At 61.2% G+C, this 26098-nt stretch carries 24 protein-coding genes; 10 read left to right on the forward strand and 14 right to left on the reverse strand.

Annotation, left to right across the window (positions count from 1 at the left end):
• Nucleotides 1-34 precede the first annotated feature (34 nt).
• From BLR77_RS16880 to BLR77_RS25700, 3 genes are all read right to left on the reverse strand, one after another.
• Nucleotides 35-337 carry a hypothetical protein gene (locus tag BLR77_RS16880; RefSeq protein WP_074679829.1) on the reverse strand — a complete coding sequence of 101 codons (303 nt, stop codon included), beginning with the start codon at nt 335-337 and terminating at the stop codon, nt 35-37.
• A 47-nt stretch (nt 338-384) separates the two neighbouring features.
• Nucleotides 385-1728 carry a cell envelope integrity protein CreD gene (gene creD / locus BLR77_RS16885; RefSeq protein ID WP_074679832.1) on the reverse strand — a complete coding sequence of 448 codons (1344 nt, stop codon included), beginning with the start codon at nt 1726-1728 and terminating at the stop codon, nt 385-387.
• Between the two features lie 179 nt (nt 1729-1907).
• Nucleotides 1908-2288 carry a phage infection protein gene (locus BLR77_RS25700; protein WP_074679835.1) on the reverse strand — a complete coding sequence of 127 codons (381 nt, stop codon included), beginning with the start codon at nt 2286-2288 and terminating at the stop codon, nt 1908-1910.
• Between the two features lie 248 nt (nt 2289-2536).
• On the opposite strand from BLR77_RS25700, the gene BLR77_RS16895 reads away from it, so the two are divergent.
• The 9 genes from BLR77_RS16895 (at nt 2537) to BLR77_RS16925 (ending at nt 11093) form a co-directional block, all read left to right on the forward strand.
• Nucleotides 2537-4168 (forward strand): VRR-NUC domain-containing protein, encoded by a 1632-nt coding sequence (locus BLR77_RS16895; RefSeq protein WP_074679838.1) that lies wholly within the window; start codon nt 2537-2539, stop codon nt 4166-4168.
• On the forward strand, nt 4165-6465 hold the full coding sequence (locus BLR77_RS16900; protein WP_074679841.1) for an ATP-dependent DNA helicase: 2301 nt from the start codon (nt 4165-4167) through the stop codon (nt 6463-6465). Before BLR77_RS16895 ends, BLR77_RS16900 begins: the two co-directional genes overlap by 4 nt.
• A gap of 304 nt (nt 6466-6769) precedes the next feature.
• Entirely contained in the window at nt 6770-7243 is a 474-nt protein-coding gene (locus tag BLR77_RS16905) for a hypothetical protein (RefSeq protein WP_074679844.1), read from the forward strand.
• Nucleotides 7244-7321: 78 nt separating this feature from the next.
• Nucleotides 7322-7783 (forward strand): hypothetical protein, encoded by a 462-nt coding sequence (locus BLR77_RS25150; RefSeq protein ID WP_139203014.1) that lies wholly within the window; start codon nt 7322-7324, stop codon nt 7781-7783.
• A 476-nt stretch (nt 7784-8259) separates the two neighbouring features.
• A complete protein-coding gene (locus BLR77_RS16915; RefSeq protein ID WP_074679848.1) occupies nt 8260-8706 on the forward strand; it encodes an SMI1/KNR4 family protein in 447 nt (148 codons plus the stop codon).
• A gap of 96 nt (nt 8707-8802) precedes the next feature.
• Complete coding sequence (locus BLR77_RS25155; RefSeq protein ID WP_139203015.1) at nt 8803-9339, forward strand: hypothetical protein; 537 nt, start codon at nt 8803-8805, stop codon at nt 9337-9339.
• An 84-nt stretch (nt 9340-9423) separates the two neighbouring features.
• Nucleotides 9424-9981 carry a hypothetical protein gene (locus BLR77_RS25160; protein ID WP_074679851.1) on the forward strand — a complete coding sequence of 186 codons (558 nt, stop codon included), beginning with the start codon at nt 9424-9426 and terminating at the stop codon, nt 9979-9981.
• An 84-nt stretch (nt 9982-10065) separates the two neighbouring features.
• A complete protein-coding gene (locus BLR77_RS25165) occupies nt 10066-10638 on the forward strand; it encodes a hypothetical protein (RefSeq protein WP_139203018.1) in 573 nt (190 codons plus the stop codon).
• Nucleotides 10639-10739: 101 nt separating this feature from the next.
• A complete protein-coding gene (locus BLR77_RS16925) occupies nt 10740-11093 on the forward strand; it encodes an Imm1 family immunity protein (protein ID WP_074679854.1) in 354 nt (117 codons plus the stop codon).
• Nucleotides 11094-11380: 287 nt separating this feature from the next.
• Here BLR77_RS16925 and creC read toward each other — a convergent pair whose 3' ends face one another.
• The 6 genes from creC to BLR77_RS16955 form a co-directional block, all read right to left on the reverse strand.
• The gene (creC, locus tag BLR77_RS16930; protein WP_074679857.1) at nt 11381-12802 is read right to left on the reverse strand and encodes a two-component system sensor histidine kinase CreC; all 1422 of its coding nucleotides are present in this window, start codon (nt 12800-12802) and stop codon (nt 11381-11383) included.
• A 3-nt stretch (nt 12803-12805) separates the two neighbouring features.
• Complete coding sequence (creB, locus tag BLR77_RS16935; protein ID WP_074679860.1) at nt 12806-13486, reverse strand: two-component system response regulator CreB; 681 nt, start codon at nt 13484-13486, stop codon at nt 12806-12808.
• Between the two features lie 270 nt (nt 13487-13756).
• Nucleotides 13757-14197 carry a CBS domain-containing protein gene (locus BLR77_RS16940; protein WP_074679863.1) on the reverse strand — a complete coding sequence of 147 codons (441 nt, stop codon included), beginning with the start codon at nt 14195-14197 and terminating at the stop codon, nt 13757-13759.
• A gap of 58 nt (nt 14198-14255) precedes the next feature.
• On the reverse strand, nt 14256-16286 hold the full coding sequence (locus BLR77_RS16945) for a methyl-accepting chemotaxis protein (RefSeq protein ID WP_074679866.1): 2031 nt from the start codon (nt 16284-16286) through the stop codon (nt 14256-14258).
• A 162-nt stretch (nt 16287-16448) separates the two neighbouring features.
• Nucleotides 16449-16958 (reverse strand): retropepsin-like aspartic peptidase RloA2, encoded by a 510-nt coding sequence (gene rloA2 / locus BLR77_RS16950; RefSeq protein WP_074679869.1) that lies wholly within the window; start codon nt 16956-16958, stop codon nt 16449-16451.
• A gap of 81 nt (nt 16959-17039) precedes the next feature.
• Nucleotides 17040-18281 (reverse strand): HD-GYP domain-containing protein, encoded by a 1242-nt coding sequence (locus BLR77_RS16955; RefSeq protein WP_074679872.1) that lies wholly within the window; start codon nt 18279-18281, stop codon nt 17040-17042.
• A 192-nt stretch (nt 18282-18473) separates the two neighbouring features.
• Here BLR77_RS16955 and BLR77_RS16960 point away from each other — a divergent pair, with 192 nt between their 5' ends.
• Nucleotides 18474-19364, forward strand: coding sequence for an acyltransferase (locus tag BLR77_RS16960; RefSeq protein WP_074679875.1), 891 nt, complete (start codon nt 18474-18476; stop codon nt 19362-19364).
• A gap of 146 nt (nt 19365-19510) precedes the next feature.
• Here BLR77_RS16960 and fdhA read toward each other — a convergent pair whose 3' ends face one another.
• From fdhA to BLR77_RS16985, 5 genes are all read right to left on the reverse strand, one after another.
• Complete coding sequence (gene fdhA / locus BLR77_RS16965; protein ID WP_074679877.1) at nt 19511-20710, reverse strand: formaldehyde dehydrogenase, glutathione-independent; 1200 nt, start codon at nt 20708-20710, stop codon at nt 19511-19513.
• A 271-nt stretch (nt 20711-20981) separates the two neighbouring features.
• A complete protein-coding gene (gene purU / locus BLR77_RS16970; protein WP_074679880.1) occupies nt 20982-21845 on the reverse strand; it encodes a formyltetrahydrofolate deformylase in 864 nt (287 codons plus the stop codon).
• A 127-nt stretch (nt 21846-21972) separates the two neighbouring features.
• Nucleotides 21973-22602, reverse strand: a complete 630-nt coding sequence (locus BLR77_RS16975) for a sarcosine oxidase subunit gamma (protein ID WP_074679883.1) — start codon at nt 22600-22602, stop codon at nt 21973-21975.
• Nucleotides 22595-25618, reverse strand: a complete 3024-nt coding sequence (locus BLR77_RS16980; protein WP_074679886.1) for a sarcosine oxidase subunit alpha — start codon at nt 25616-25618, stop codon at nt 22595-22597. Before BLR77_RS16980 ends, BLR77_RS16975 begins: the two co-directional genes overlap by 8 nt.
• Nucleotides 25615-25941: a sarcosine oxidase subunit delta gene (locus BLR77_RS16985; RefSeq protein WP_072424933.1), complete on the reverse strand. Its 327-nt coding sequence runs from the start codon at nt 25939-25941 to the stop codon at nt 25615-25617. The genes BLR77_RS16980 and BLR77_RS16985 overlap by 4 nt, the downstream gene beginning before the upstream one ends.
• Nucleotides 25942-26098 lie beyond the last annotated feature (157 nt).

A 26098-nucleotide genomic window follows, 5' to 3' on the forward strand; every position in this document is an offset into this window, starting at 1 on the left:
GCACGCGCCTCTTCACGTAGGCCGATATGCCCACTCATGACCAATACCACAGGCGCATGAAGCCCAGCGCCAGCAGCAGGCCGACCTGACCCAGCGCCGCGCACAGCGACAGAAAGGAGCTCAACGTGCTGTTTTGCGCCGCATCCTGGATGCCGGTCAGGGCAGTCCAGAAGCCCTCCGGCAGCAGCATCAGGCTCAGGCTTGCCAGCGGTTTGCCGGTCAGCAGCAAACCGTCGATCAGGTCGAACCAGCCGCAGAACATCAGGCCGATCAGGATCATCACCGCCACTACCAGTCCGAGGCCAAGGCAGGCGGAAAACTGCATGAGAAGACGCATGGGATTTCTCCAAAGACAGGGCGCGGCCTGCGCCGCGCCGATCAGATTCAGGCTTGCGCAGCGCTGCGGCCGACGCCGTACCAGTCCAGTTTGCGGGTCAGCACCATCACGCTGCCGAGCACGCCGAACACCAGCAGCGAGCCCATCAGCAGGGCGTAGTCCTCAGCGTTGAGCAGGCCGTAGAGCATGGCGTACAGCGCTGCCAGCAAGGCACCGAAGCCCAACCCGCGCCGCCAGCTGTGCAGCACGAAACTGACGTAGAAACCGATCAGACCGACGCAGGCGCTGGCGGACAGGCCATAGGCCAGGGCGAAATCCAGATGCTCGGAGAGCGACAAGAGCAGCAGATAGAACAGCGCCAGCGACAGGCCGACCAGAGCGTATTGCACCGGGTGCACGGCCAGGCGCTTGAGCACCTCGAAGAGGAAGAAGGTGGCGAAGGTCAGGGCGATGAACAGCAGCGCATATTTGATCGCGCGGTCGGTCTTCAGGTACTGATCCACCGGGTCGACGAAACTCACACCGAAGTTGCGGCCGAACAGGCCCTGGCAACGGTCAGCGCCCACACAGTCGCGTAGTGCCTCTTCCAGGTTGGTGGCGAAGAAGCTGGTCTGCCACTCGGCGCTGAAGCCCTTGGTACTGATCTCCCGGCGGCTCGGCAGGTATTCACCGACGAAGCTCGGGTGCGGCCAGTCGGAGGTCAAGTTGACCCGGCTATCACGCCCGACCGGCACTATCGAGAGCTGCTCGGTGCCCTGCAGCTTGAGGTCGAAGGCGAATTCCAGTGTCTGCCCGCCCTGAGCATCCAGAGCCGGGATCGGTGCATGCACGCCGGCGCCGAACTTATCGTCAGCACTGCCCGGCGCGAAGCTCAGGGTCTGGCCATTGAAGCGCAGCTGCAGATCGTTGCTGATGCCCCGAATATCGCTGATGCCGACCGAGAGAAAGGGTTTCTCGAAGCGGTAGAAGCCCAGGTCGTCGCCCAGCCCCAGGCGCGCCGGCAGACGGAATTGGCCGCTGACCTGGCTGTCGCTGCGGTAAAGCCGCGCCTCGTAGATGCCACGGGCACGCAGCTCGGTACCGACCGATCCTTCGAGCACGAAGCGCTCCGGCAGGAAGTACAGACGGCCACGACGCTGACGCTCCTCGCTATAACGCTCGCCGGTCTTCTCGTTGGTCTTCCACTCATGGGTGGTCTTGACGTAAGGCAGCACCAGAATCGGTCCGGTGATCTGCTGACGGTAGCTGGAGCTGCGCGCGATATCCTGCAGCACCTGATAGCGCAGGCCTTGGCGCTCGTCGACCAGGCCATCGATCATCAGCAGGGGAATCATCAACAGCAGAATCAGCAGGGCAATGGCGCCCAGCTTGAAGCCCAGGGAACGGCTCATGGTACGGCTCTCCGTAGCGAGTGAAGGTACGGCAGAGTCTGGGCAAGGGCGGTGGGAGGCGTATGGGGTGAGCGTGGAGATTGTGTGGAGAATGGATGAAAGAGAAAGGGCGCCGATTCAGGGCGCCCTTTCTAACTGCAATGCGGCATGAGACTGCTCCCGCGTGATGGATGACCGGATCAGCTGATACGGCTGGCACCCACGCGGTCAGCACCATCTTCGGCTACACGGTTCAGGCCGACGCGGTCAGCGCCATCTGCGGCTACACGGTTCAGGCCGACGCGGTCTGCGCCATCTGCGGCTACGCGGTTCAGGCCGACGCGGTCAGCGCCACCTTCGGCTACACGGTTCAGGCCAACTCGGTCTGCGCCATCTGCGGCTACACGGTTCAGGCCAACTCGGTCTGCGCCATCTGCGGCTACACGGTTCAGGCCAACGCGGTCTGCGCCATCTTCAGCGACTACAGGGGCGGCAGACTGCTGGACGGTAATCTGCGGCAGGGCGAAAGCACTGGCGGACAGGGCGGCGATAACGAGGCTGGCGAGGATCTGCTTTTTCATGTTCGTTCTCCTTAAGAGGGGGTGAGTAACTGGCTACGGTTGTCATGTTACGCACGCCCCAGAACGGCAAAAGGCACATCTCGGGATAGTGACAATCACCGCCATCGATACCTGAAAAAGCACTTATCGATCAGACAGATAGTCGCCACCGCCGATCACACAGCGCCGCCCTCGCCTTCCGTCTACTCGGCATCGCAGCGGGTGAACGGCACTGGCATCTGTATAAAAAACCAGTAAAACTTCGCAGCATGCTTAGCCTCGACGCCCCCGAACTCTATTACCTGGCCAACTTCCGCAAGGCCCTCGACTGGCTCGATACCCATCACCGTGACCTGATGGATGACGTCGAGCGCGCCTTCGTCCTGGATTTTTCCCAGTTGCCACTGCCCTCCCAGGCGCTGCTGGTGCGCCTGGTGATGCGCAAGGGCGTGCACTTTCGCGTCAGCAAGTTGCGTTACGCCGAGATCGGCGAAATCCCCAGCGCTGCCGCACCATTGCTGGAACTGGGCTGGCTGATCGACTGCGCGGCCCTGTGCTTCGACGAACTGGGCGCACTGCTGCTCAAGGACGAACTGGCCGCGCATTTCGCCAGCGATCTACCGGCCGGCAATTTGAAGAAGAGCGAGCTGCTCGAGCACCTGCGCCAACTGCATCTCGAACCGCGCAGCCTGGCCGACTGGTGCCCGCACCTGGACGAACGCCTGCTGAGCCTGGCCATCGGGCCGCTGTGCGACCGCCTGCGATTGATGTTCTTCGGCAACCTGGCGCAGGACTGGTCTGAGTTCGTGCTAGCCGACCTGGGGATATTCCGCTACGAGCAGGTGCCGATCACCCCGGGCTCACGCGGTTTTCGCAACCGCCAGGACGTGGACGACTACCTGCATCTGCGCGCCTGCCGCGACGCCTTCGAGGCCGGCATGGCGGTAACCGAGGTGCTGCAGCAGCTCGGCGATTTTGCCAGCGACAGCGCGCATATCCGCGAGCGCCACCAGCGCCTGCTGCTGCAACTGGCGCAGCATCTGGAACGTGCCGGCGAGCTGGAATCGGCGCTGACGCTGTACCGCGACAGCCGCGCGGTCGGCTCGCGGCAGCGGCAGATCCGCGTGCTGGAGCGCCTGGGTCAGGATGCCGAAGCGCTGGTCCTGGCCGAGCAGGTGCTCAACGCGCCGCACAATGCCGAAGAGGCGCAACTGGCCGAACGGGCGCGCACGCGCCTGCACAAACGCCTCGGCCTGGCGCCAGCGGCCAAGGCGGCGAAACTGATCGAGGATCGCCTCGACCTGCGCCTGCCACGCGCCGCCAGCGTCGAGCTGGCCGTAGCCATGCATCTAGCCGAACCCGGTGCGCCCGTGCATTACGTGGAGAACACGCTGATCTGCGGGCTGTTCGGCCTGCTCTGCTGGGAGGCTATCTTCGCCCCGCTGCCCGGTGCCTTCTTCCACCCCTTCCACACCGGCCCGGTGGATCTGCACCGCGCTGACTTCCACGCCCGACGCAGCGAGCTGTTCGCCGCCTGCCTGGCGCGCCTGGACGACGGCAGTTACGTCGAGGCCATGCGCCGCACCCACGCCGAGAAGTTCGGCATCCAATCACCCTTCGTGTTCTGGGATCTACTCGACAACGAATGCCTGGAACAGGCGCTGGCCTGCCTGCCGCCAGCCCACCTGGCCGCCTGGTTCCGTCGCCTGCTCGCCGATATTCGCGAGAACCGCGCCGGCATGCCCGACCTGATCCAGTTCTGGCCCGCTGAAGGCCGCTACCGGATGATCGAGGTGAAAGGCCCCGGTGACCGCCTGCAAGACAACCAGAAACGCTGGCTGGCGTTCTGCGCCGAGCACGGCATGCCGGTCAGCGTCTGCTACGTGGAGTGGGCCGAGTGAGCCTGCGCATCGCCGTGCGCGAGCTGTGCGAGTTCACCGCCAAGGAGGGTGACCTCGATCTGCGCTTCACCCCCTCGCCCACCGCGCAGGAGGGCATAGCCGGTCACGCCACGGTGGTTGCCAGACGCGGCCCGGATTACGTGTCCGAGCTGCCATTGATCGGCGAGTTCGAGGGGCTGACGGTCAGCGGCCGCGCCGATGGTTTCGACCCCGAGTTTCGCCTGCTGGAAGAGATCAAGACTCACCGTGGCGACGTCTCGCGCATCCCGGCCAACCACCGCCTGCTGCACTGGGCGCAGGTCAAGGTCTACGGCTGGTTGCTGTGCCAGGAGCTGGGCTTCGAGGAACTGGATCTGGCGGTGGTCTACTTCAACGTCATGACCCAGCAGGAGACAGTGTTTCGCGAGCGCCACAGCGCCGCGTCGCTGGGCGAGTTCTTCGCCCTGCACTGCCGTCGCTACATCGACTGGGCGCGGCAGGAACAGGCGCACCAGCAGGCACGCAACCAGGCGCTGGAAAACCTGACCTTCCCCTACGGCGAATTCCGCCATGGCCAGCGGCAACTGGCCGAGGCCGTGTACCGCGCCGCGCGTGACGGCCACTACCTGCTGGCGCAGGCCACCACCGGCATCGGCAAGACCCTCGGCACCCTGTTCCCGCAGCTCAAGGCCATGCCCGGCCAGCAGCTCGACCGCCTGTTCTTCCTCAGCGCCAAGACACCGGGGCGGCGCCTGGCGCTGGATGCGTTGCAACGCCTGCGCCAGCCGGACACGCCACTGCGCGTGCTGGAACATGTGGCCCGCGACAAGGCCTGCGAACACCCGAGCAAGGCCTGCCATGGCGACTCCTGCCCGCTGGCCAAAGGCTTCTACGACCGCCTGCCGACAGCGCGCAGCGCGGCACTCAAGGAGCGCTGGCTGGATCAGCAAGCCGTGCGCAACATCGCCATCGCCCATGGCGTGTGCCCCTACTACCTGAGCCAGGAGCTGTGCCGCTGGAGCGACGTGGTGGTGTGCGACTACAACTACTACTTCGACCTCGGCGCCCTGTTGCACAGCCTCACCCAGATCAACCAGTGGCGCGCCTGCCTGCTGGTGGACGAAGCACACAACCTGGTGGAGCGCGGGCGCGGCATGTACAGCGCCGAGCTGGATCAGGCGCGCTTCAAAGCCATGTGCCGCGACGCGCCGAAGCGCCTGAAAAGCGTGCTGGAACGAGTCGACCGCCACTGGGATCAACTGCATCGCGAGCAGCAGGTGCCCTATCAGGTCTACCCGCTGGCGCCGGACCTGCTGCTCGCAGCCCTGGGCAAGGCAGTCAGCGCCATCACCGACCTGCTCACCGACCAGCCCGAAGGCAATGGCGGCGAACTGCTCAGCTTCTACCTGGACGCCATGCTGTTCTGTCGCCTGGCGGAAAGCTTCGGCCCGCACTCGCTGTTCGATATCAGCCGCGTCGAGGCTGGCAACGGGCGCAGCTACTCGACCCTGTGCATCCGCAATATCCTCCCGGCGCCCTTCCTCGGCCCGCGCTTCGAGGACGCCCACAGCGCCACGCTGTTCTCCGCCACCCTCAGCCCCAGCCACTACTACCTCGACCTGCTCGGTCTGCCGGAAGAGACCCAGTGCCTGGACGTCGCCTCGCCGTTCAGCGCCGAACAACTGCACGTACAAGTGGTACGCAACCTGTCGACCCGCTACCAGCACCGCGATGCCTCGCTGGCGCCGATCTGCCAGCTGATGGCGCGCCAGTACGCCGAACGCCCGGGCAACTACCTGGCCTTCTTCAGCAGCTATCAGTATCTGGAACAGGTGCTGCAGCAGCTGCGCCACGATCACCCGCAGATCCCGCTGTGGACGCAGTCACGGCAAATGGACGAAGCGGCGCGCCAGGGCTTTATCGAACGCTTCCAGGTCGGCGGACGCGGTATTGGCTTCGCCGTGCTCGGCGGCGTCTTCGGCGAAGGCGTGGACCTGCCCGGCGAACGCCTGATCGGCGCCTTCGTCGCCACCCTCGGCCTGGCCCAGCTCAACCCGATCAACGAAGAAATCCGCCAACGCATGGACGCCCTGTTCGGCAACGGCTACGACTACACCTACCTCTACCCCGGCCTGCAGAAGGTGGTGCAGGCCGCTGGCCGGGTGATCCGCACGCCCGAGGACGAAGGCGTGCTCTACCTGATCGACGACCGCTTCGCCCGCCCGGAAGTCCGCCGCCTGCTGCCGACCTGGTGGCAGGTCGAACTGCTGCGCCTGCCACTGCAAGTCCTCACACCCGAGCCGCAACCCGACCTGTAGGAGCGGCTGGGCGGCATTCCGCTTCAGCCGCGATCATTGCGGCCCGAGAGCTTAGCCTGGGTCAAGCGCAGCGATACCCAGAAGAATAGGAAGCGCCGGGAAGAAGCGCCTGAATACGACTTGCCAGTAGTTATCGGACATGGTGTATAAACTGCAAAACACCCCACCGCCTCGCTGCAGGCCGCGAGATAGAGAAGGATTTCGAAAATGACCAGGAAGGTTATCCACCAAAACAGCCCGCAGGTTATGCACCATTTGGTGTCTATTTATAGTTAGGCCACACATGAACGACCGAGTTACTCGCATGTTTCGTGAAGCTCAGGATCGACTACATGATGCAGAAGTCCTTGCGCGCTCGCTTGAAGCTCGCTCTGACTCACAGGCAATTATTCGTGTCCTCGGATTTGAGATTTTATTGAAGTGCGCCCTTCTCCTCTCAGGCCAAGAGCCGAAGAATTCACATAACTACAGGAAACTATGGCTGGGTCTCCCTGGGCGTGTGAAGAAACATGTATTTGACGTAGCGTCAGCAACGATGCCAGGGCATGCCGACTTAACAAATCTTGAAGAGAAGCTTCAGTGGTGGCAGTTCGTTTTCGAGCGAGCCCGGTACCACTATGAGCTATACGAGAACTACACATTAAAAGAACAAACCGAGCTTGGTGAGCTATGGGTCTCCCTTGGCGCCCCCACTCACGAAGCAGTAGTGCAGTACTTTCCTTCCGAGCTTGAATGCCTGATCGCCGGACTCACCAACTATATTGAAGGTGCAGCCTAACTAGTGGTTCAAGCCGCTCGCTTCGCTCACTCGGGACCGGCTAAAGCCGACCCCTTAACCAAACGTTAAGTTTAAAACATGACTATGCACGAAGATTACGAAGGATATACAAAAGAATCTAGTAAGCTTCTTCCAAAGCTGGAAGGAGCCACCTTGCATAACATCTTGATCAATGTGGTAGATCCAGAATTTAACGTAGTTTACCTTGGCACTTCGAATGGAGTGTTTGCGTTGCAGGGAGAAGTTGGTGGCGAATATCTTGGCATTCATGAATGCCCTGATTTGCCCGAAATTACAAATCAAGATGACTACATTATCTGCAAGCATCAACCCTTTGAGCGATTTGTCGGCAAAACCATCGCACAAGCTAGGCAAATAGGTGACGTCTGGAACGGCCACGGATATGAGTTGGCATTCTCCGGCGAAGAAAATCATACGATGATTGTTCAGTCCATTTATTGTGGCGTAGAGCCGAAAGAACTCAGTGACTGCCTTCGACTCGGAGTTGGCGTTTATGAAAATCAATGGGCAAAAACTTAACAAACGCATGTTGCCGGACTGGTTTTCCGCTGCGCTCCAAACCAACCGCAAATGCGGGCGCTAGGCAACCAAATGCAGCGAGAGCACGGCAGAAGGACATGTGATCGATGTGGAGAACTTATTACTGCATATTGTCCTGCGGTTGAAACATTCTCACGACTGAGTGAATTAAAAAATTCGAGCAAGGAAAGTACGCTGGAGAAAATTATTGAAATTGAGGGAGTCGATCGAGGCGTTCTCGCGGAGTACGCGGATCATCGCATGTACTCTAAGTGTCAACTGAAAATCGCTTACTGCCCATTCTGCAATGGCCAACTCCGAACGTGGCGTGCCAAACAGTGCATGCACTGCCTCAAGAGCTGGAGAACACCAGATGAGTAGCAGAACGCCTAACAAGTGGTTCGAATCGCTCGCTTCGCTCACTGGGACGGGCTAAAGCCCCCCTTAACCAAACGTTAGCCTCAAAGGGTCAACTAATGGAATTCGTAGATTCTTACAGCCCCTTAAGTCCTGATGACCTGGCAGAGGTTGAAGCAAAAGTCGGCCGTCCACTTCCGGAAGAATATAAATCATTCCTCCTAAAATATAATGGTGGTCGGCCTATGTTAGATGGTGTTCGCCACAACGGCGAACATTTTGATTTTATTGGCCATTTCTATGCAATTCGTGGGGAAATGTACTACAACGATTTGGTTCGCCAGATTGGTGAACATGAAGGGATGATTCCGAAAGGATATTTGCCAATCGGTGAAAGTCCGGGCGGTGATGTTTTCTGTCTTTCCCTGAAGAAACCTACAGAGGGCGCGGTGTTTCATTGGGATCACGAAGAAGCAAACTACGATGGCGAACCTTGGGAATTCAATATGACAAACCTATCGCCATCGCTTGCGGCGTTCCTAGAAGGACTCTGCATTGGTGAGTGACGGGCTTAACAAGGTGATCAACGGGACGCCAACTACGCTGCGCTCCGTTGGCGCCCATTACCACTGGCGTTAGACGCCTTTATCTGGAATATTTGCATGCCCCTACTAAAACAAATCCTTACTCTGATCACTATTCTCACATCTTGTTATGCAATGGCAAGCAATCAAGAACTTGACGAACAGATCTCAGAAGCTGCAAATTATTTTTCAGGAGAAATCTCCGGGGACATTGATGTTCTCCTGCCTACTAAATTAGATAGAGAAAAATTAGACTACTCATTAGCAAGCCTAGATGCGGTAAGTGCTTGGCTATTTGAACTGCGCGCAATAAATATAGATTCTCAAACCGAGGGAGTAGCAGACTCTATAATTTGGTCTGGCGCATACGTAGGTGAAGTCATTAAACGCTGCACTAAAGAGCCATACTCCTGGAAACAATATGAAGATTACATGGCTACACAGAATGAAAGCCTGCGAACCGTAATCCCCTATACCTTCGGAACACAATTCATTTTATCCTCAAAAACCGGAGCAATGACTTTACCCATAAATAAAGTAATTCGCTTCCTTGAGGAGGGCCCAGAGAATGACCTCCGATTTTACGCAGCAGCAGAATGTAAATCAGATCGTTAAGGCGTCTAACAATGCGCTCACTTCGTTCGCTAGGACGGGCTAAAGCCCGACCCTTAGCTTAATCGTTATAACCCGAGCAGGTAAATGAGTTCATACCTAGCAGATAATAGACAGCGTCTGATAGAACTGATTGGTCAGATATCAGTTGATAAGCAACCGGAAGGATGGAGTCATGTCGCCTCGATAGCTGTCGGAGGGCTTCTTTCGGTTGGTTTCTCTGAGAAAGGAGCATACCTGTTAGTCGTATCTAGCTCAGGCCGCAGCGTTATTTACTGTAAAACAGGCGAAAAAATTGAACGCGACTACGACGAGTATGCGGGATTAAGCGAGCTCGGACTTCACTGCCAAGGAATTGGAGTGATCGAAGATGAAGTCGTATCGCTTTGTGGCATTAATGGTGGAGGCTTGCCGCTCACAAACAGAGCGGGAGAAGGGCTAGAGGTTGTTTCTCCAGAATGGCCTGAAAGCCATCTAATTCTATGTAAACCGTTCAAAAGCGCTCTCATACCCGGGCATCAATCTGACTGCAAAATAATTTACACAGGCTATTTAAGAGCATATGGTTTTTCGTGGTGTGGTAACTACATAGCAGCTGCTTGCGGCAGCGATCTTGATATATGGTCCCGCGAGTCGGAGTTATAACAATTGGTTCAAACCGCTCGCTTCGCTCACTGGGGCGGGCTAAAGCCCGCCCCCTAAACCAAACGTTAGGCATATCGAGGAAACATGAAATATCTAAGAGTCATACTACTTTCATTAGCAGCAACATCTGTATTATCAGCGCAGGCAAGTCAATCTTTTGACATTTCCAGCTATGCTAGCGTTACAGCTCCAAACGTTTTAGGCTGGGATTTATATGAACTAAAAGAAAATAGCGTGCAATTCAGCAATCAGTTACCTGAACCTCCATTCTACGCTTCATTTCTAACAGCGCGCGCAATCACAATAGACCCCGCAAAAGATAGAGTCGAATATATTTTAGAAAACGCTGGAAAACGCCTATCTAGATTTTCATACAACGAAGCCAAAAGTGAACTATTAATAAGATATAGTTACAAAAGAATAAGTCACCTTGACACCGACTGCATCTCAATAGAGTGGATAACAAAATACCCACGTAAAGAAAGAAATAATGTCCCACCCACCTTTATGAATCAAAGAATGATTGAATGCCCAGTCCCGAACACAGCATCTGAAATAGTATCGCTATCATTTTCAAGCTTTGGCAAAGAAACCAGCATTCCCGCTTTCAGGCGCGACGTTGCTGAAATTTTTTTTAACTCATTAAAGTTTAAATAAAAATGTGTAATCCATACAGCCTAACCACTGGCTCAAATCGTTCGCTGCGCTCACTGGGACGGGCTAAAGCCCGCCCCTTAACCAAACGTTAGGCATTCATAATGGAAAAATCACCGTCCCGGGAAGTGTGGATCGAAATCCAAGATGGCCAGTCCATGTGCGCACTTATCAATGGTGAGCGGGGATGGTTGATGTACCTAAGGTATAACGGGGACGCGGGCTTTAGCTCACGTAACATTAAGTACGAAGGGACGGCAGAATCAACTATTGAATATAGGCTTGATAATGGCCAGCACGACGAGTACCCCGCATCTTGGGCCTACCCTGTTGATGTGATTGAGCACGCACTGCATTTTTTCCAAACGCAGCAAACGCCACCCACGTTTATTCATTGGCACAATGATTCAGAAGATGGCGTTGAATTGGAATACAAAAAAACTAACAATCAGCTATAGCTGTGTAGCCTAACAAGTGTATGCGGACTCTCCCCACAAGCAGTGAGCAAAGCTTCTCTTCTGCACCTGTCGTCAGCGCGGTTACCTTCGTATATCCGGCCTGTTCTGAGTGCTAAGGAAGACATAGTGGCGTAGGGTGGACAACGCGAAGCTTGTCCAACATGCCTGGGTAGAGCACAGTGAAACCCGGGAGCTTACATATGATGGTTTCGCGGTGCTCTACCCATCCTGCCCAGCTCGATGCGCTTCGCGGCTGAAGCCGCTCCTACAGGTATGCGCAGCGCAATCTAGACGGGTAACGTCAGGCGTACTTCCACGCCCCCTTCGACATTACCGATCTGCAACTCGCCACCATGCAAGTCGACCACTTCCTGTACGAAGTTCAGGCCCAGCCCGGTGCTCTTGCGGCCGCCGTTGGGGCGCGGCAGGGAGTAGAAGCGCTCGGTCAGCCGAGCCAGCGCGTAGTCGGGAATGGCCTCGCCCTGGTTGAACAGACGCAGCACGATGCGCTCGCCCTGACGTTCGGCGGCGATACGGATAAGCCCGCCGGGCGGGGTGAAGTCGAGGGCATTGTCCAGCAGATTGGCCAGTGCCTGACGTAGCAGGAAGCGCTCGCCGCGCAGCTCGATGCCAGTAGGCAGTGCCTGTTCGATCTGCAGATTGGCGGCGGTGATGCGTGCCTGCTGCGCTTGCAGCAGTTCGTCTACCAGCGCCGCCAGCGGCACGGCCACGCGCTCTTCCAGGCCCTGACGTTGCTCCACCTGAGCCAGGTGCAGCAGGCGTTCGATGAGGTTCTGCAGGCGCGCGCTTTCCTGCTGGATATTGGCCACGAAACGCTGGCGCTGCTCGGCCGGCATGTCGCCGTCGAGCAGTTCGGCGGCGCCACGGATGGCCGCCAGCGGGCTTTTCAGCTCGTGGGTCAGGGTGTGCACGTAACGCTCGACGTAGGCTTTTCCCTCGAGCTCGGTGCGCATGCGTTCAACTGCCACGGCCAATTGCCGCAATTCACCGCCGCGCACATTGGGTGCCTCGGCGCGCTGGCCCTCGCTGACCGCCTGGGCATAGCGGGTCAGCTTGCCCAGCGCAGCGCTGAGCCACCAGGACAGCGCCGCGCCGATCAACAGGCCGAGGGCGATCAACCCGGCACCGAGCCAGCCAAGGCGCGTTTGTGAGCGTTCGATATAGGGCTGCAGGGTGCGGTTGGGTTTGGCCACCGACACCACACCGATGATCTGCTGGCCATCTCTGATGGGTGCGGCGACGTACATCACCGAGGAGTCGGGGTCTTCCGGGTCCTCGCGGGTCGAGCGGGCGCCGTACTGGCCGCGCAGGGTCAGCAGTACATCGTTCCAGCGCGAATAGTCCTGGCCGACCGCCAGGCCGGTGGAGTCGAGCAGAACGATGCCCTTGTCGTCGGTGACGTAGATGCGGTGGTTGACCTCGGCCTTGGTCAGCCCCCAGATGCTGGCCTGCGGCTTACGCCGGCCATAAGCTTCTAGCGCCTCGTGCAGACGGCCCTGGCCGAGGGTGCCGGCCTTGACCTCATCGCGCAGAATCTCGGCGAGCAGGTTGGCGGTGTCGACCAGGGTTTCCTCGGTGCTCTGGCGTACGCCGGGGCGAATCTCGTCCATCACCGTGCTCAGCACGAACCAGCCGGCCAGGCCGACGAAGAGGAAGTAGACGAGGAAGATGCGCACGCCAAGTGGCATGACTCAGGCCTCCGGTTCGAAACTGTAGCCCAGGCCCCGATGGGTCTGGATCGGCTCTTCGCTTGGGGCGATGGCCCGCAGCTTGGCGCGCAGGCTCTTGATATGGCTGTCGATGTTGCGCTCGTAGCCGGCCTCGCTGGCGACACCGAGTGCATCGAGCAACTGCTCGCGCGAGTAGACCCGGCGCGGTTGGCCGAGCAGCGTGCGCAGCAGGCGAAATTCGTGGCGGGTCAGGCTCAGGGCCTGGCCGTGGTAGTGAATGCGAAAGGCGGCATCGTCGATCTGAAAGATGCCCGGCGCGCTGGCTGACGGCATCTCACGTGGCGCCACGCGCTTGAGGATGGCCTTGACCCGGGCCGCCACCTCGCGCGGGCTGAAAGGCTTGACCACGTAGTCGTCGGCGCCGATCTCCAGGCCCACCACGCGGTCGATTTCCTCGCTGCGCGCGGTGAGGAAGATCACTGGCACCTCGGAAAAACGCCGCAGGCGCTTGCACACTTCGAAGCCGCTGATATCGGGCAGGCCGACATCGAGAATGACCAGGTCGAAGGTGCCGTTTTCCAGCAGTGTCAGGGCCTCGCCGCCCAGGCTCGACCAGTGCGTGACGAAACCTTCGGCTTGCAGGGCATAGACCAGCGTATCGGCAATCGCGGCTTCGTCTTCGACTATGAGTATCTGCGGCATCGGGCGTCCTGCACCTGTGGGGCGACGGCGGCAGACTGCCGGGGGCTGGGGCGGGCGTCAAGCGGGCGATAGCGTAGGGCGGGCGGGGTTGGTGGGTCACACCCGCCCTACGCGACAATCGCCGCTGCGACTGCATGGATGCAGGAGGTAGAACGAAGCAGGATGCCAGAGTCGAAAGCGCCTCTCACAAGGTTAGCCGCTCGCCCGGAGCCCGGATGGAGTCCGGGGAATGAACGGCACGACTTCGCGGATTGCATCCGGGCTACCCGTTCAGGGAATCTCGCCGCGGATGTATTGCTCCAACTGACGGATAAGGTCGGCCTGTTCGGCGATGGTTTCCTTGACCAGGTCACCGATGGACAGCAGGCCGATCAGTTCGCCTTCGGCCAGCACCGGCAGGTGACGCAGGCGACGCTCGGTCATCAGCTCCATGCAGTACTGCACGCTGTCACGCGGGCCGACGCTGATCACGTTGCTGGTCATGATTTCACTGATCTTGGTGTTGAGCAGCGAGCGCTCGGCCAGCGCCACCTTGCGCACGTAGTCACGCTCGCTGACGATGCCGACCAGGCGCCCGCCGGAAAGCACCACCAGCGCCCCGACACCCTTTTCGGCCAGCACACGCAAACCGTCGAGCAGCGAATCCTCACGATCGACGCTGTAAACGTAGGCATGGGCTTTACTGCGAAGAACTTCTGCGGCGGTTTTCATGCTGGCGGCTCCTTTTGTTGTTATCCGTTTTTAGCAGAGTTGGCCGCTGCGGTCAGCCTCACTCGAGGCTGAATCGTCCAGTATTCTGCGCCAGCCCTTCGCTGCCTCTGCGCAGTTGCTCGGCGGCGCGGCTCACGGCCTGGGCGCCATCGAGCAGTTGTCCGGCGGCCTGATCGACCTGCTGGATATTGCCACTGACTTCATCGGCGGTGGCCGCCTGCTGCTCGGCGGCGGTGGCGATCTGCGCCAGGCGGTCGCTGACGCGCTGCACCGAGTCGACGATGTTCTGCAGTTCGTCGCCCATGGCCAGCACGCTGCCGATATCGCCATCGGCCTGGCTGCAGGCCTCTTCCATCAGGGTGACCGACTGGCCGACCACGCGCTGCAGGTTGTCCACGGTCTGGGCGATTTCCTGGGTCGAGTCCTGGGTGCGCTTGGACAGCGAACGCACTTCATCGGCGACCACGGCGAAACCGCGGCCGGCCTCACCCGCGCGCGCCGCCTCGATGGCCGCGTTGAGTGCCAGCAGGTTGGTCTGCTCGGCAATGCCCTTGATTACCTCGACCACGCGGTTGATCTGCTGGGTCTGATCACGCAGTTGCTGCAACGCCGCAGCGCTGTCGCCGAGACGGCTGCTGAGATGGCGCATGCTGGCGCTGGTACGCTCGCTGCGCTGGTTGCTGCCGAGCGCCACCTCGCGGGTCTGCTGCGCCTCCATCGCCGCCTGCTCGCAGCTTTGCGCCACGCTCTGTGCGGTGGCGGCCATCTGTGTCGCCGCGGTGGCGATCTGGCTCATCTGCGCCTGCTGCTGCTCGACAGCGTCCAGGGCATCGCGCGCCTGGCCACCGAGCAGTTGCACCGTGCTCTCCAACTGCCGACTTTCGCGGTTGACCCCTTGCAGCGAGTCGCGCATCTGCTCGACCGCAGTGTTCAGCGCCTGGGCGATGGCGGCCAGGTCGTCACGACCATTGACCTCCATGCGCACGCGCAGGTCGCCGTCACGCAAACCGCGTGCGGCCTCGATGATGTTGCTGGTGCTGATGCGGATCGAGGCGTTCAGGCATATCAACACGTACATCGCCAGCAGGGTCAGCGCGATGAAGGCGCCGATCACTTCGATCATCGCGTGCAGCGCCTGCTGCCGGTAGTAACCAAGGCTGGCGGTGAACTGCTGATAGAGCGCTTGCTGCAGGCCCTGCAGCTGGGTCTCCAGCGTTTCGACACGCTGCACGAACTGCTCGGGCGTGAGCGCCATGGGGCTGGCTTCGAACATGTCGCGGTCGATCTGCACGAGGAAATCGTCGAACGCCTTGAGCGAGGCATCGAAGGGCGCACTCAGTTGGCGCATGGCCTGCGGTGCTTCGCGTGACAGGGTGGTTTGTGCCTTGATCAGCTGTGCGCGCTGCTCATCGAGGCTGCGGCGCAGGTCACGGATCAACACCCGGCTCTGCAGGGTGAAATGTTGCGAGACCACGGCGCCATGGCCCTGAGCAGCGAAGGTGCCGAGCTGCTCGAGCAGGCGCGGCATGATGTAGGTGATCTGCTCCATCATCAGGTAGGTGTCGAGGCGCGGATCGAGAATCAGGGTGCTGTCGGTCGCCACCTGCTCGCGCAGGGCGATCAGCGACAACAGCGCCTTCTGGTAGCGCTCCAGCGCGTCGGGCAGTGCAACCTTGGTCAGCCCTGCAGCTCGCAGACCATCACGTTCGCCCTGCAGGGCCTGGAAATGCTGGCGCGCCTGATCGCTGATCAGGTCGCTCTGCAGTGGCTCGGCGGCCTGTTGCAAGGCCTCGTCGAGCTTGGCCTCGCGCTGCTGCAGCAGGCCTTGCGCGGCATTCTCGGTGCCTTTCCAGCGCGCCAGCAGGGTGCGCTGGGCGATCAGCTCATGCTGCACCTGCGCCATGCGCTCCAGCGCTTGCGCGCCTTCCACCTCGAAGTCGACGGACTGCAGGCGCGACAGGTAGTCACTGCTGATGACCCACAGCGCGTAACCGAGCGGAAGCGCGAACAACAGAAACACCAGCTGAAACTTGTGGGCAAAACTGAAACGCTGCAGCAGCCGTACACCCGGCTTGAGTACTCCCGTCATAGCGACACCTCAACGACCTAAAGGGCCTACAGGCCTGGCAAAGAATTGCATATAGCAAAAAGCAGGCCCGACGCCCCTTGGGGCAAGGAAGTCGTTACAGGGCACTCTCGACGAGTGTAATGGCCAATGACTATCAGCCTTTTCCGAAATGCGACAATTAACTCAGCATTGGGGACGATCGCGGGTGTAGCGCTCGGCCGGATCCACCGCCGCACCAAGATCGCGCATGGCGCTGGCACCGATCAGCAGCGGATAGCTGAAGGTGCTGCGGTCGGTCAGGTTGACCTCGATGGTGCGCTCTTCTTCGCCCAGACAGATCGGCATCTCGATTACCGGACGTTGCGAGTAGGCGACTTCCTGAGCAGCGGCGTCGCTCTCTTCAGCGCGCTTCTTGATCTCGGCGATGCGCACCAGGGGATGCTCGTAAACGGTGTCTTCGGCGCCCTCGACAGCCAGGCGAAAACGTACCCAGTCTTCACCACCGCGTTTGAACGGCTCGATATCCTTGGCCGACAGCGAGGCGGTCATGGCGCCGGTGTCCATCTTGGCCTTGAGGGTCTGGCCGAGAGCGGGAAGCTTGATCAGTTCGTAGCGGCCGTAAAGATCGGGTTGCTGGTTGGCCATGGTCGGCAGGCTGACTGCTGCGGCCAGCAGAAACAGGGCGTATTTCAAGGTCGGCACTCCTGTGCAGGGAAAGTCCCGTTATCCGACTGCCCCAGCCCTGCCGTGTTCCCCATCAAGAATAACAAAGCATTACTGGCGGACTCGCTGCTGAGGCATGCCGCTCCAGAGTTCGTCCAGGTTCTCGAAGCCCCAGGCTGCCGCCGACTCGCGCCCGACGATGCGATCCTGAGCGGTCGGTTTGCTCAGATCGATCACCACTGGCGGAATCTGCACTTTCGATTTGACCAGGAAGAACGCCTTGACCTTGGGCACTAGCAGCGACTTGGCATTCTGCTCCAGCACCACCGCCAGACGACCACTTTCCAGACGCACCAGCGCGCCAACCGGATAGATGCCGACCGTCTTGACGAAGGCCTGGAACACGCCCTCATCGAAGTGCCCCTTCCACTCGGCCATCTTGCGGATCGACTCGGCCGGGTCCCAGCCCGGCTTGTAGGGGCGATTGGAGGTGATGGCGTCGTAGACGTCGCAGACCGCGCCCATCCTGGCGAACAGGCTGATCTGCTCGCCCTGCAGGCCGTGCGGGTAGCCGCTGCCATCGATCTTTTCGTGGTGATGCAGGCAGACATCCAGCACCAGTGCACTGACCTGCTTGCCGGCCAGGAGGATCTCGCCGCCGGCTTCGGGATGGCGGCGCACCGCGGAGAACTCCGCATCGCTGAGCTTGCCGGGCTTGTTCAGCACCTGTTGATCGATTGCCATCTTGCCCACGTCATGCAGCAGTCCGGCCACGCCGGCCTCGCGTACCGCGCCGTCTCCCAGGCCAAGCTGCCGGGCCAGAGCGATCATCAACGCGCAGACTGCCACCGAATGCATATAGGTGTATTCGTCGGCATGCTTGAGCCGCGCCAGACTGATCAGAGCGCTAGGGTGGCGCAGTATCGAGTCGGAGATGTCCTCCACCAGCGACTCGACCTGACCGAAATCCAGCGCCTTGCCCATGCGTGCATCGCTGAACATGCTGATAATCGCCTGCTTGGAGCGGGCGCAAATCTTGGCGGCCCGATCCAGCTCGACATCCATGGCGACCACCGGCGGACTGCGCCGACGCTCTGCCGCAGCCATCAGCCTTGCCTCCACCTCCTGCTGGGCTTCGGCCTCGCTGCTGGCACGGGCACCGGCCTCGACATCCAGGCCCTTGCTGACATCGATCCACAGCTCACCGATGCTGCTGGTCTGAATACGCTGCAGATCCTGCGGCGAGTTGAGGAGAAATTTCGACTTCCAGAACGGATGATCCATCCATGATCCGCAAAACTCCTGGACGTACATGCCGATGCGCAGATCGGCTACCGCAATGCGTTTCAACATCGAAATAATCCCGAGCAGGTTGGCGGGAAAGTCCGCACACAACACCCCAGCATTGTCGGACAATCCCCTTGCATTCCACACTGATCAGCATCAAGGCTTTCGCACGAAATGGCCATAGGCCATCAGTCGCAATTTTGAGACAAATTCTTCAGGTGCTTATGATGACCCCTTCGCGCCCGCCAAGGAGTTGATATGCGTCCCCTGCTGACCGGCCTACTCAATATAGTCCTGCTGCTGAGCAACACCCTGCTGCTGATCGGCCCGCTGCTGCTGATCGCCCTCGCCAAACTCGTCTTGCCCGGTCAAAACGCCCGCGACGCCTGTTCGCGCGGGGTGATGTGGGTGGCCGAATTCTGGGCGGAGAACTGCAAACGCATCTTCGCCCTGCTCACCCCAACGCACTGGGACATTCGCGGCAATGCCGAGCTGCGCAGCGATCGCTCCTATCTGGTAATCAGCAATCACCAGTCCTGGGTCGACATTCCGGCGCTGGTGCAGGCATTCAACCGCAGGACGCCCTACTTCAAGTTCTTCCTCAAGCAGCAACTGATCTGGGTGCCCTTTCTCGGCCTGGCCTTCTGGGCGCTCGATTACCCCTTCATGAAGCGCTACTCCAAGGCCTTTCTGCAGAAGAACCCACATATGAAGGGCAAGGACCTGGAGATCACCAAGGCCGCCTGCGAGAAGTTCAAGCGCCTGCCGGTCACCGTGGTCAATTACCTGGAAGGCACCCGCTTCACCCCGGCCAAGCAGGCCCAGCAGCAGTCGCCCTACCGCTACCTGCTCAAGCCCAAGGCCGGCGGCGTGGCGTTCGTCCTCGCCGCCCTCGGCGAGCAGATCGATGCCGTACTGGACGTGACGCTGGTCTATCCCGGCAAGCAGGTTCCTGGCTTCTGGGCCTTGCTCAGCGGCCGGGTGCCGAAGGTGATCATGGATATCCAGACCCTCGAACTCGATCCGGCGCTGTACCAGGGCGACTACGAGAACGATCCGGATTTCCGCCTGCAGATGCAGGACTGGGTATCGGACCTGTGGCTGGCCAAGGACAAGCGCATCGAACAGCTGCGCAGTGAGGCCGACTGACACCGGGGCAGAATAAAGGGAGCCCGAAGGCTCCCGAAGAAGAAGGCGCAGACCAATGCGCCTGGCGTTAACCTACCTGCGGTGCGCGCAGCGCGCCGCCAACGCAATTCGTGGCCCGCAACAGCACCGGGCCACACAACTCGGCATCACGCCGCACTGAAGCTCTTGTGCGGGTCGATGACGAATTTCTTCGGCACGCCAGCATCGAACTCGCCGTAGCCACGCGGCGCATCGTCCAGGCTGATCACCTGTACACCGACCACTTCGGCGATGTTGATGCGATCCCACATGATCGCCTGCATCAGCGCGCGGTTGTACTTCATAACCGGCGTCTGGCCGGTGTGGAAGCTGTGCGACTTGGCCCAGCCGAGGCCGAAGCGAATGCTCAGGCTACCGATCTTCGCCGCGGCATCCACCGCGCCCGGATCCTCGGTCACGTAGAGGCCGGGAATGCCAATCTTGCCGGCTACGCGCACGACCCCCATCAGCGAGTTGAGCACCGTGGCCGGCGCCTCCTGCTGGGCACCGGCATGGCCGTGGCCACGCGCCTCGAAACCCACGGCATCGACCGCGCAATCCACTTCCGGCTCGCCCAGCAGATCGGCGATCTGTTCGTGCAATGGGGTGTCCTTGGACAGGTCGGCTATTTCGAACCCCTGTGCCTTGGCATGGGCCAGGCGCGTTGGGTTGACATCACCGACGATCACCACCGCAGCACCCAGCAGGCGTGCCGAGGCAGCAGCGGCCAAACCGACGGGGCCGGCACCGGCGATATACACCGTACTGCCCGGCCCAACACCGGCGGTGACCGCGCCGTGGTAGCCGGTGGGCAGGATATCGGACAGGCAGGTCAGGTCGCGGATCTTCTCCATGGCCTTGTCGCGATCCGGCAGCTTGAGCAGGTTGAAGTCGGCGTAAGGCACCAGCACGTACTCGGCCTGGCCACCGGTCCAGTCGCCCATGTCGACGTAGCCGTAGGCGCCGCCGGCACGCGCCGGGTTGACGGTCAGGCACACGCCGGTGTGCTGCTCCTTGCAGGAGCGGCAACGGCCGCAGGCGACGTTGAACGGCACGGAAACTAGGTCGCCGATCTGCAAACGCTCGACGTCGCGGCCCTTCTCGATCACCTCGCCGGTGATCTCGTGGCCCAGCACCAGGCCAACCTGAGCGGTGGTACGGCCACGCACCATGTGCTGGTCAGAGCCGCAGATATTGGTGGAAACGACTTTGAGGATGACCCCGTGCTCGATCTTCTTGCCGCGCGGGTCCTGCATTTTCGGGTAGTCGATCTTCTGCACTTCGACCTTGCCCGTACCGAGATAAACCACACCACGATTACCAGACATGCGTAACTCTCCTTTCTTGTTGGGGACACAAGACGCGACCGACTGGCCGCGCGGCCTTGCACTGGAGCTTGTTGCGTCTGTTGCCGGAAACCGCCGGTAGAGCCTGGCAGGGCGGGTTCCGTAGAGTGGGCCGAGCGGCGATCCGCTGTGGCCCATCAATAACGTTCTTCGTTGCGACTGGTGGGCTAAAGCCCACCCTACAAATGACACCGTTACCGTAGTTACCGTAGGGTGGGCTTTAGCCCACCAAATATTCGGGTTGGCGATGCGTTCAGGCGTTGAGCACCACCGTTCGGTTGGCGTTGAGGAACACGCGGCGGTCGATGTGGTAACCGACCGCGCGGGCCAGGGTCAGGCACTCGATGTCGCGGCCCTTGGCGATCAGGTCTTCGGGGTAGTGGGCGTGATCTACCGCCTCCACGCCCTGGGCGATGATCGGCCCCTCATCGAGGTCGTTGTTGATGTAATGCGCCGTGGCGCCGACCAGCTTGACGCCCTTCTGGTAGGCCTGGTGATACGGCTTGGCGCCCTTGAAGCCCGGCAGCAGCGAGTGGTGGATGTTGATTGCCCAGCCGTCCAGCTTGCGACACAGCTCGGGCGACAGCACCTGCATGTAGCGGGCGAGCACCACCAGCTCCGCGCCGGTGTCCTCGATCACCTTCATTACCTTGCGCTCCTGCGCCGGCTTGTCGGCCGGGTCGAGCGGAAAATGGTGATAGGGAATGTCATGCCAGCGCGCCAGCGGTTCCAGGTCGGGATGGTTGGAAACCACCGCCACTACGTCCATGGCCAACTGACCGATGCGCTGGCGATAGAGCAGATCGTTGAGGCAGTGGTCGGCCTTGGACACCATCAGCACCACCTTGGCGCGGTAGCCTGGCGGAGTCAGCTCTACCTGCATGCCGAAGGGCGCCAGACGCTCGGCCACACCGGCGCGGAAGGCGGCTTCGTCGAAACCCTCAGGCTGGCGAAACTCGACGCGGATGAAGAAGCGCGACGACAGGCGATCATCGAAGCTGTGGTGCTCAGTGACGTAGCAGCGCTGCTCGAAGAGAAAGCGCGTCACCGCATCCACGGTGCCGAGTACGCTCGGGCAATGGGCGGTGAGAATCCAGGTGTCGGGGGTGCGGCTCATAACAAACTCCGAGACAAACTCCGTTGCTGTTCACCCCTCTCCCATTCATGGGAGAGGGCCGGGGGAGAGGGCTATCCGAGCCAACGCGGTCTGCCCTTCCCCTCTCCCCAGAGGGAGCCGTTCGATATCAGGCCTCGACCGCCAACCCATACTCGGCGCTGGCATCCTGCAGCCACAGCCAGAAGTAGTCGGCGAAGCTGCGGCGGATCACCAGCTCCCAGGTGTCTTCGCCGGTGTGGCGAATCACCAGTTGCGACTTGGCGAATACGCTGCCCACCGCCTTGCCCACCGGGAAATTGCTCGGGTGCACGTCATAGCTGCTGGACTTCATCAGCAGCTCGCGCACCTTCGGCCCGGACAATTCCAGCAGGGTCTGCCCGCCGCTGACGTTGACCACCGAGATATGCTGGTCAGCCAACGCCTCACGTAAGCGGCGCTCGACCTCGAACTCGGTGCCGCCGGGCACGATCAGCAGCCACTCGTCCGGGCCCAGCCACTGCAGCGAGGTGTCGCCGTCGGCGACCAGAGTCAGCGCCACCGGCAGCTCCAGGCCCAAAGCCTTGTGCACGCCACCGCAGAAGGCGGTGTCCTTGGCGTCACCACGGATCACCAGATGCCCAAGCAGCTTCTTCTCACGCAGGGTGATGCCCGCATTCTTGCGCCCCTTGCCGACCAGCTCGTGCAGTCCGGCATGGTGCAGTGGCGATTGCCCGGCGATGTCGGCGGGACGTTGGGGGTAGACATTGACGTTAGACATTCTGGCGATCCCCTTTCGGGTCATAGAACACGGAGCTGCAGATTTCGGCTTCGATCACGCTGCCATCGGCCAGCGGCGCGAACACGCGCTCGCCCATGCGCTTGAGGCCGCCCTTGACCACCGCCATGGCGAAGCTGTAACCCATGGCCGCGCTCATGTAGCTGGACGTGACGTGGCCGACCATCTGCATCGGGATCGACTGTTTCGGGTCGAACACCAGTTGCGCACCTTCCGGCAGCACCTGATTCGGATCGACCGGTTTCAGCCCGACCAGCTGCTTGCGGTCTTCGCGCAGGCAGTCGTCACGGTTCATGCCGCGCTTGCCGATCCAGGAGAAAGGTTTGGTGCGGCCGACGCACCAGCCCATGTTCAGATCGTCCGGGGTCACCGAGGCGTCGGTGTCCTGACCGACGATGACGAAGCCCTTCTCGGCGCGCAGCACGTGCATGGTCTCGGTGCCGTAGGGGGTCAGGTCGAATTCCTTGCCCGCCTCGATGATCTGCTCCCAGACGCCCAAGGCGTAGTTGGCCTGCACGTTCACTTCATAGCTCAGCTCACCGGTGAAGGAGATGCGGAACACCCGCGCCGGCACGCCGCCAACCAGGCCTTCCTTCCAGCTCATGAACGGGAAGGCATCCTTGTCCAGGTCGATGTCGGTGACCTTGGCCAGCAGCTTGCGGCTGTTGGGGCCGGACAGGGTCATGGTCGCCCAGTGGTCGGTGACCGAGGTGAAGTAGACCTTCAGCTCCGGCCATTCGGTCTGGTGATAGATTTCCAGCCATTCCATCACCCGCGCCGCGCCACCGGTGGTGGTGGTCATGACGAAATGGTTGTCGGCCAGGCAGGCAGTGACGCCGTCGTCGAAGACCATGCCGTCTTCCTTGCACATCAGGCCGTAGCGCGCCTTGCCCACGTCCAGCTTGGTCCAGGCGTTGGTGTAGACGCGGTTGAGGAACTCGCGCGCATCTGGTCCCTGAATGTCGATCTTGCCCAGCGTGGAGGCATCGAGGATGCCCACACTGTTGCGCACGGCCAGGCATTCACGGGCCACGGCGGCGTGCAGATCCTCGCCATTTTTCGGGAAGTACCAGGGGCGCTTCCACTGGCCGACGTCCTCGAACTCGGCGCCGCTCTTCACGTGCCAGGCCTGCATCGCGGTGTAGCGCTTGGCATCGAACAGCTCGCCGCAGTGGCGACCGGCCACGGCACCGAAGGTCACCGGGGTGTAGTTCGGGCGGAACATGGTGGTGCCCATCTGCACGATGCTGATGCCCATGGAGCACGCGGCGATGGCCAGGCCGTTGATGTTGCCCAGCTTGCCCTGGTCGGTGCCGAAGCCCAGTGCAGTGTAGCGTTTGACGTGCTCGACCGACTCGAAGCCTTCGCGCGTTGCCAGCTCGATGCCGGCGGCGGTGACGTCGTTCTGCAGGTCGACGAACTGCTTGGGCGCGCGCGCGGTGGACTTGTCATGCGGCACCTGGAACAGCGCCAGCATCGCCTCTTCCTGACGCACCTCGGCCTGCGGCAGGCTGCCGCTGAGGGCCTTGTAACCGGTATCGGCAGCCGCCTTGGCGCCCGCTTCGAAGCCGTTGGCAAGCACGTCACCGAGGGCGAACACCCCGTTCACCGCACCGGCGTCGATGCGCTGCTGAATGCCGTTGCCCGGCCCCGGCACGAAACCGAGGATGTCTTCACGCCACTCGGGACGACCGCCCAGGTGCGACGCCAGGTGCACCACCGGGCTGTAGCCGCCGGAGCTGACGATCAGGTCGCAGTCGAGCACTTCGCCGGGGCTGGTGACCTTGTGCGCCTTGGCGTCGATGGCGCAGATACGGGCACCGGTCACGCGCTTGCTGCCGCGTGCCTCGACCACTGCGCTGCCAGTGAGGATGCGCACACCACGCGCACGCGCTTCCTCGACCCAGCTGCCGCGCGGGTTGCTGCGTGCATCGGCGACAGCCACCACCTTGCGCCCGGCATCGAGCCAGTCGAGCACCACGCGGTAGGCGTAATCGTTGTTGGTCGACAACACCAGTTCCTGCCCAGGCGCCACACCATAACGGCGTACGTAGGTCGACACGGCGCCAGCCAGCATGTTGCCGGGCACATCGTTGTTGGCGTACACCAGCGGCCGCTCATGGGCACCACTGGCCAGCACCACGCGCTTGGCACGAACGCGGTGCATGCGCTGACGGGCCTGGCCCATGGGCGCCGTTTCACCGAGGTGATCGGTCAGGCGCTGGTGGATGGTGAGGAAGTTGTGGTCGTGATAGCCGTTGACCGTGGCCCGCGACAGCAGGGTCACTTCCGGCAGGCTCTGTAGCTCGGCTACGGCTTGCGCGACCCATTCGGCGGCGGGCTTGCCGTCGAGGGTCTCGCGGGTGTCGAGCAGGCTGCCGCCGAACTCTTCCTGTTCATCGGCGAGGATCACCCGCGCACCGCTACGGCCAGCCGCCAGCGCGGCAGCCAGACCGGCAGGGCCGGCGCCGACGATGAGCACGTCGCAGTGCTGGTTGAGCTGGTCGTAGATGTCCGGATCGACCTCGGTGGGCGAGCGGCCCAGACCGGCAGCCTTGCGAATGTACTTCTCGTAAGTCATCCACAGGTTCTGCGGATACATGAAGGTCTTGTAGTAGAACCCGGGCGGCATCATGCCGCCACCGACCTTGCCGAGAATGCCCATCAGGTCGGTATTGACGCTCGGCCAGCCGTTGGTGCTGCTGGCCACCAGACCGTTGTACAACGCCTGCTGGGTGGCGCGCACGTTGGGGATCTGCGCCGCCTCGGTGGAACCGATCTGCAGCACGGCATTGGGCTCTTCGCTACCGGCTGCGACGATGCCGCGCGGACGCGAATACTTGAAGCTGCGCCCGACGATGTCCACGCCATTGGCCAACAGCGCGGCGGCCAGGCTGTCGCCGGCGTAGCCCTGGTAGGTCTGGCCGTTGAAGGTGAAGCTCAGAGCCTGGCTGCGGTCGATGCGACCGCCCTTGGCAAGACGATTGACCTGGCTCATGCCGTTACTCCTTCTGCCACGGCTTGCTTGTCGGTGGCCCCGGCTGCGGTGACCGAAGGCTTCTCGCCGACCTTGTAGGTCTCGAGGATCTCGTAGGTCACGGTGTGGCGGGTGACGTTGAAATACTTGCGGCAACCGGCCGCGTGCACCCACAGCTCGTGGTGGATGCCGCGCGGGTTGTCGCGGAAGAACATGTACTCGCCCCACTCTGCATCCGTGCAGGCATCGGGATCGAGCGGGCGCGCGATATGCGCCTGGCCCTTGGCGTGGAATTCCTCTTCGGAGCGCAGTTCGCCACAGTAGGGGCAGAAGATGTGCAGCATGGTGGAGCCTCCGCTTGCTTTACTCCCCTCTCCCGCTTGCGGGAGAGGGGCTGGGGGAGAGGGCTGCTCTATGCACGCCATCCCCCGAGTCAGTTACTGGGAGCTGCAGTGCCGAACTCAGCACCCTCTCCCGCCCTTCGGGCACCCTCTCCCGCAA

The sequence above is a fragment of the Ectopseudomonas alcaliphila genome (assembly GCF_900101755.1).
Lineage (GTDB): Bacteria > Pseudomonadota > Gammaproteobacteria > Pseudomonadales > Pseudomonadaceae > Aquipseudomonas > Aquipseudomonas alcaliphila.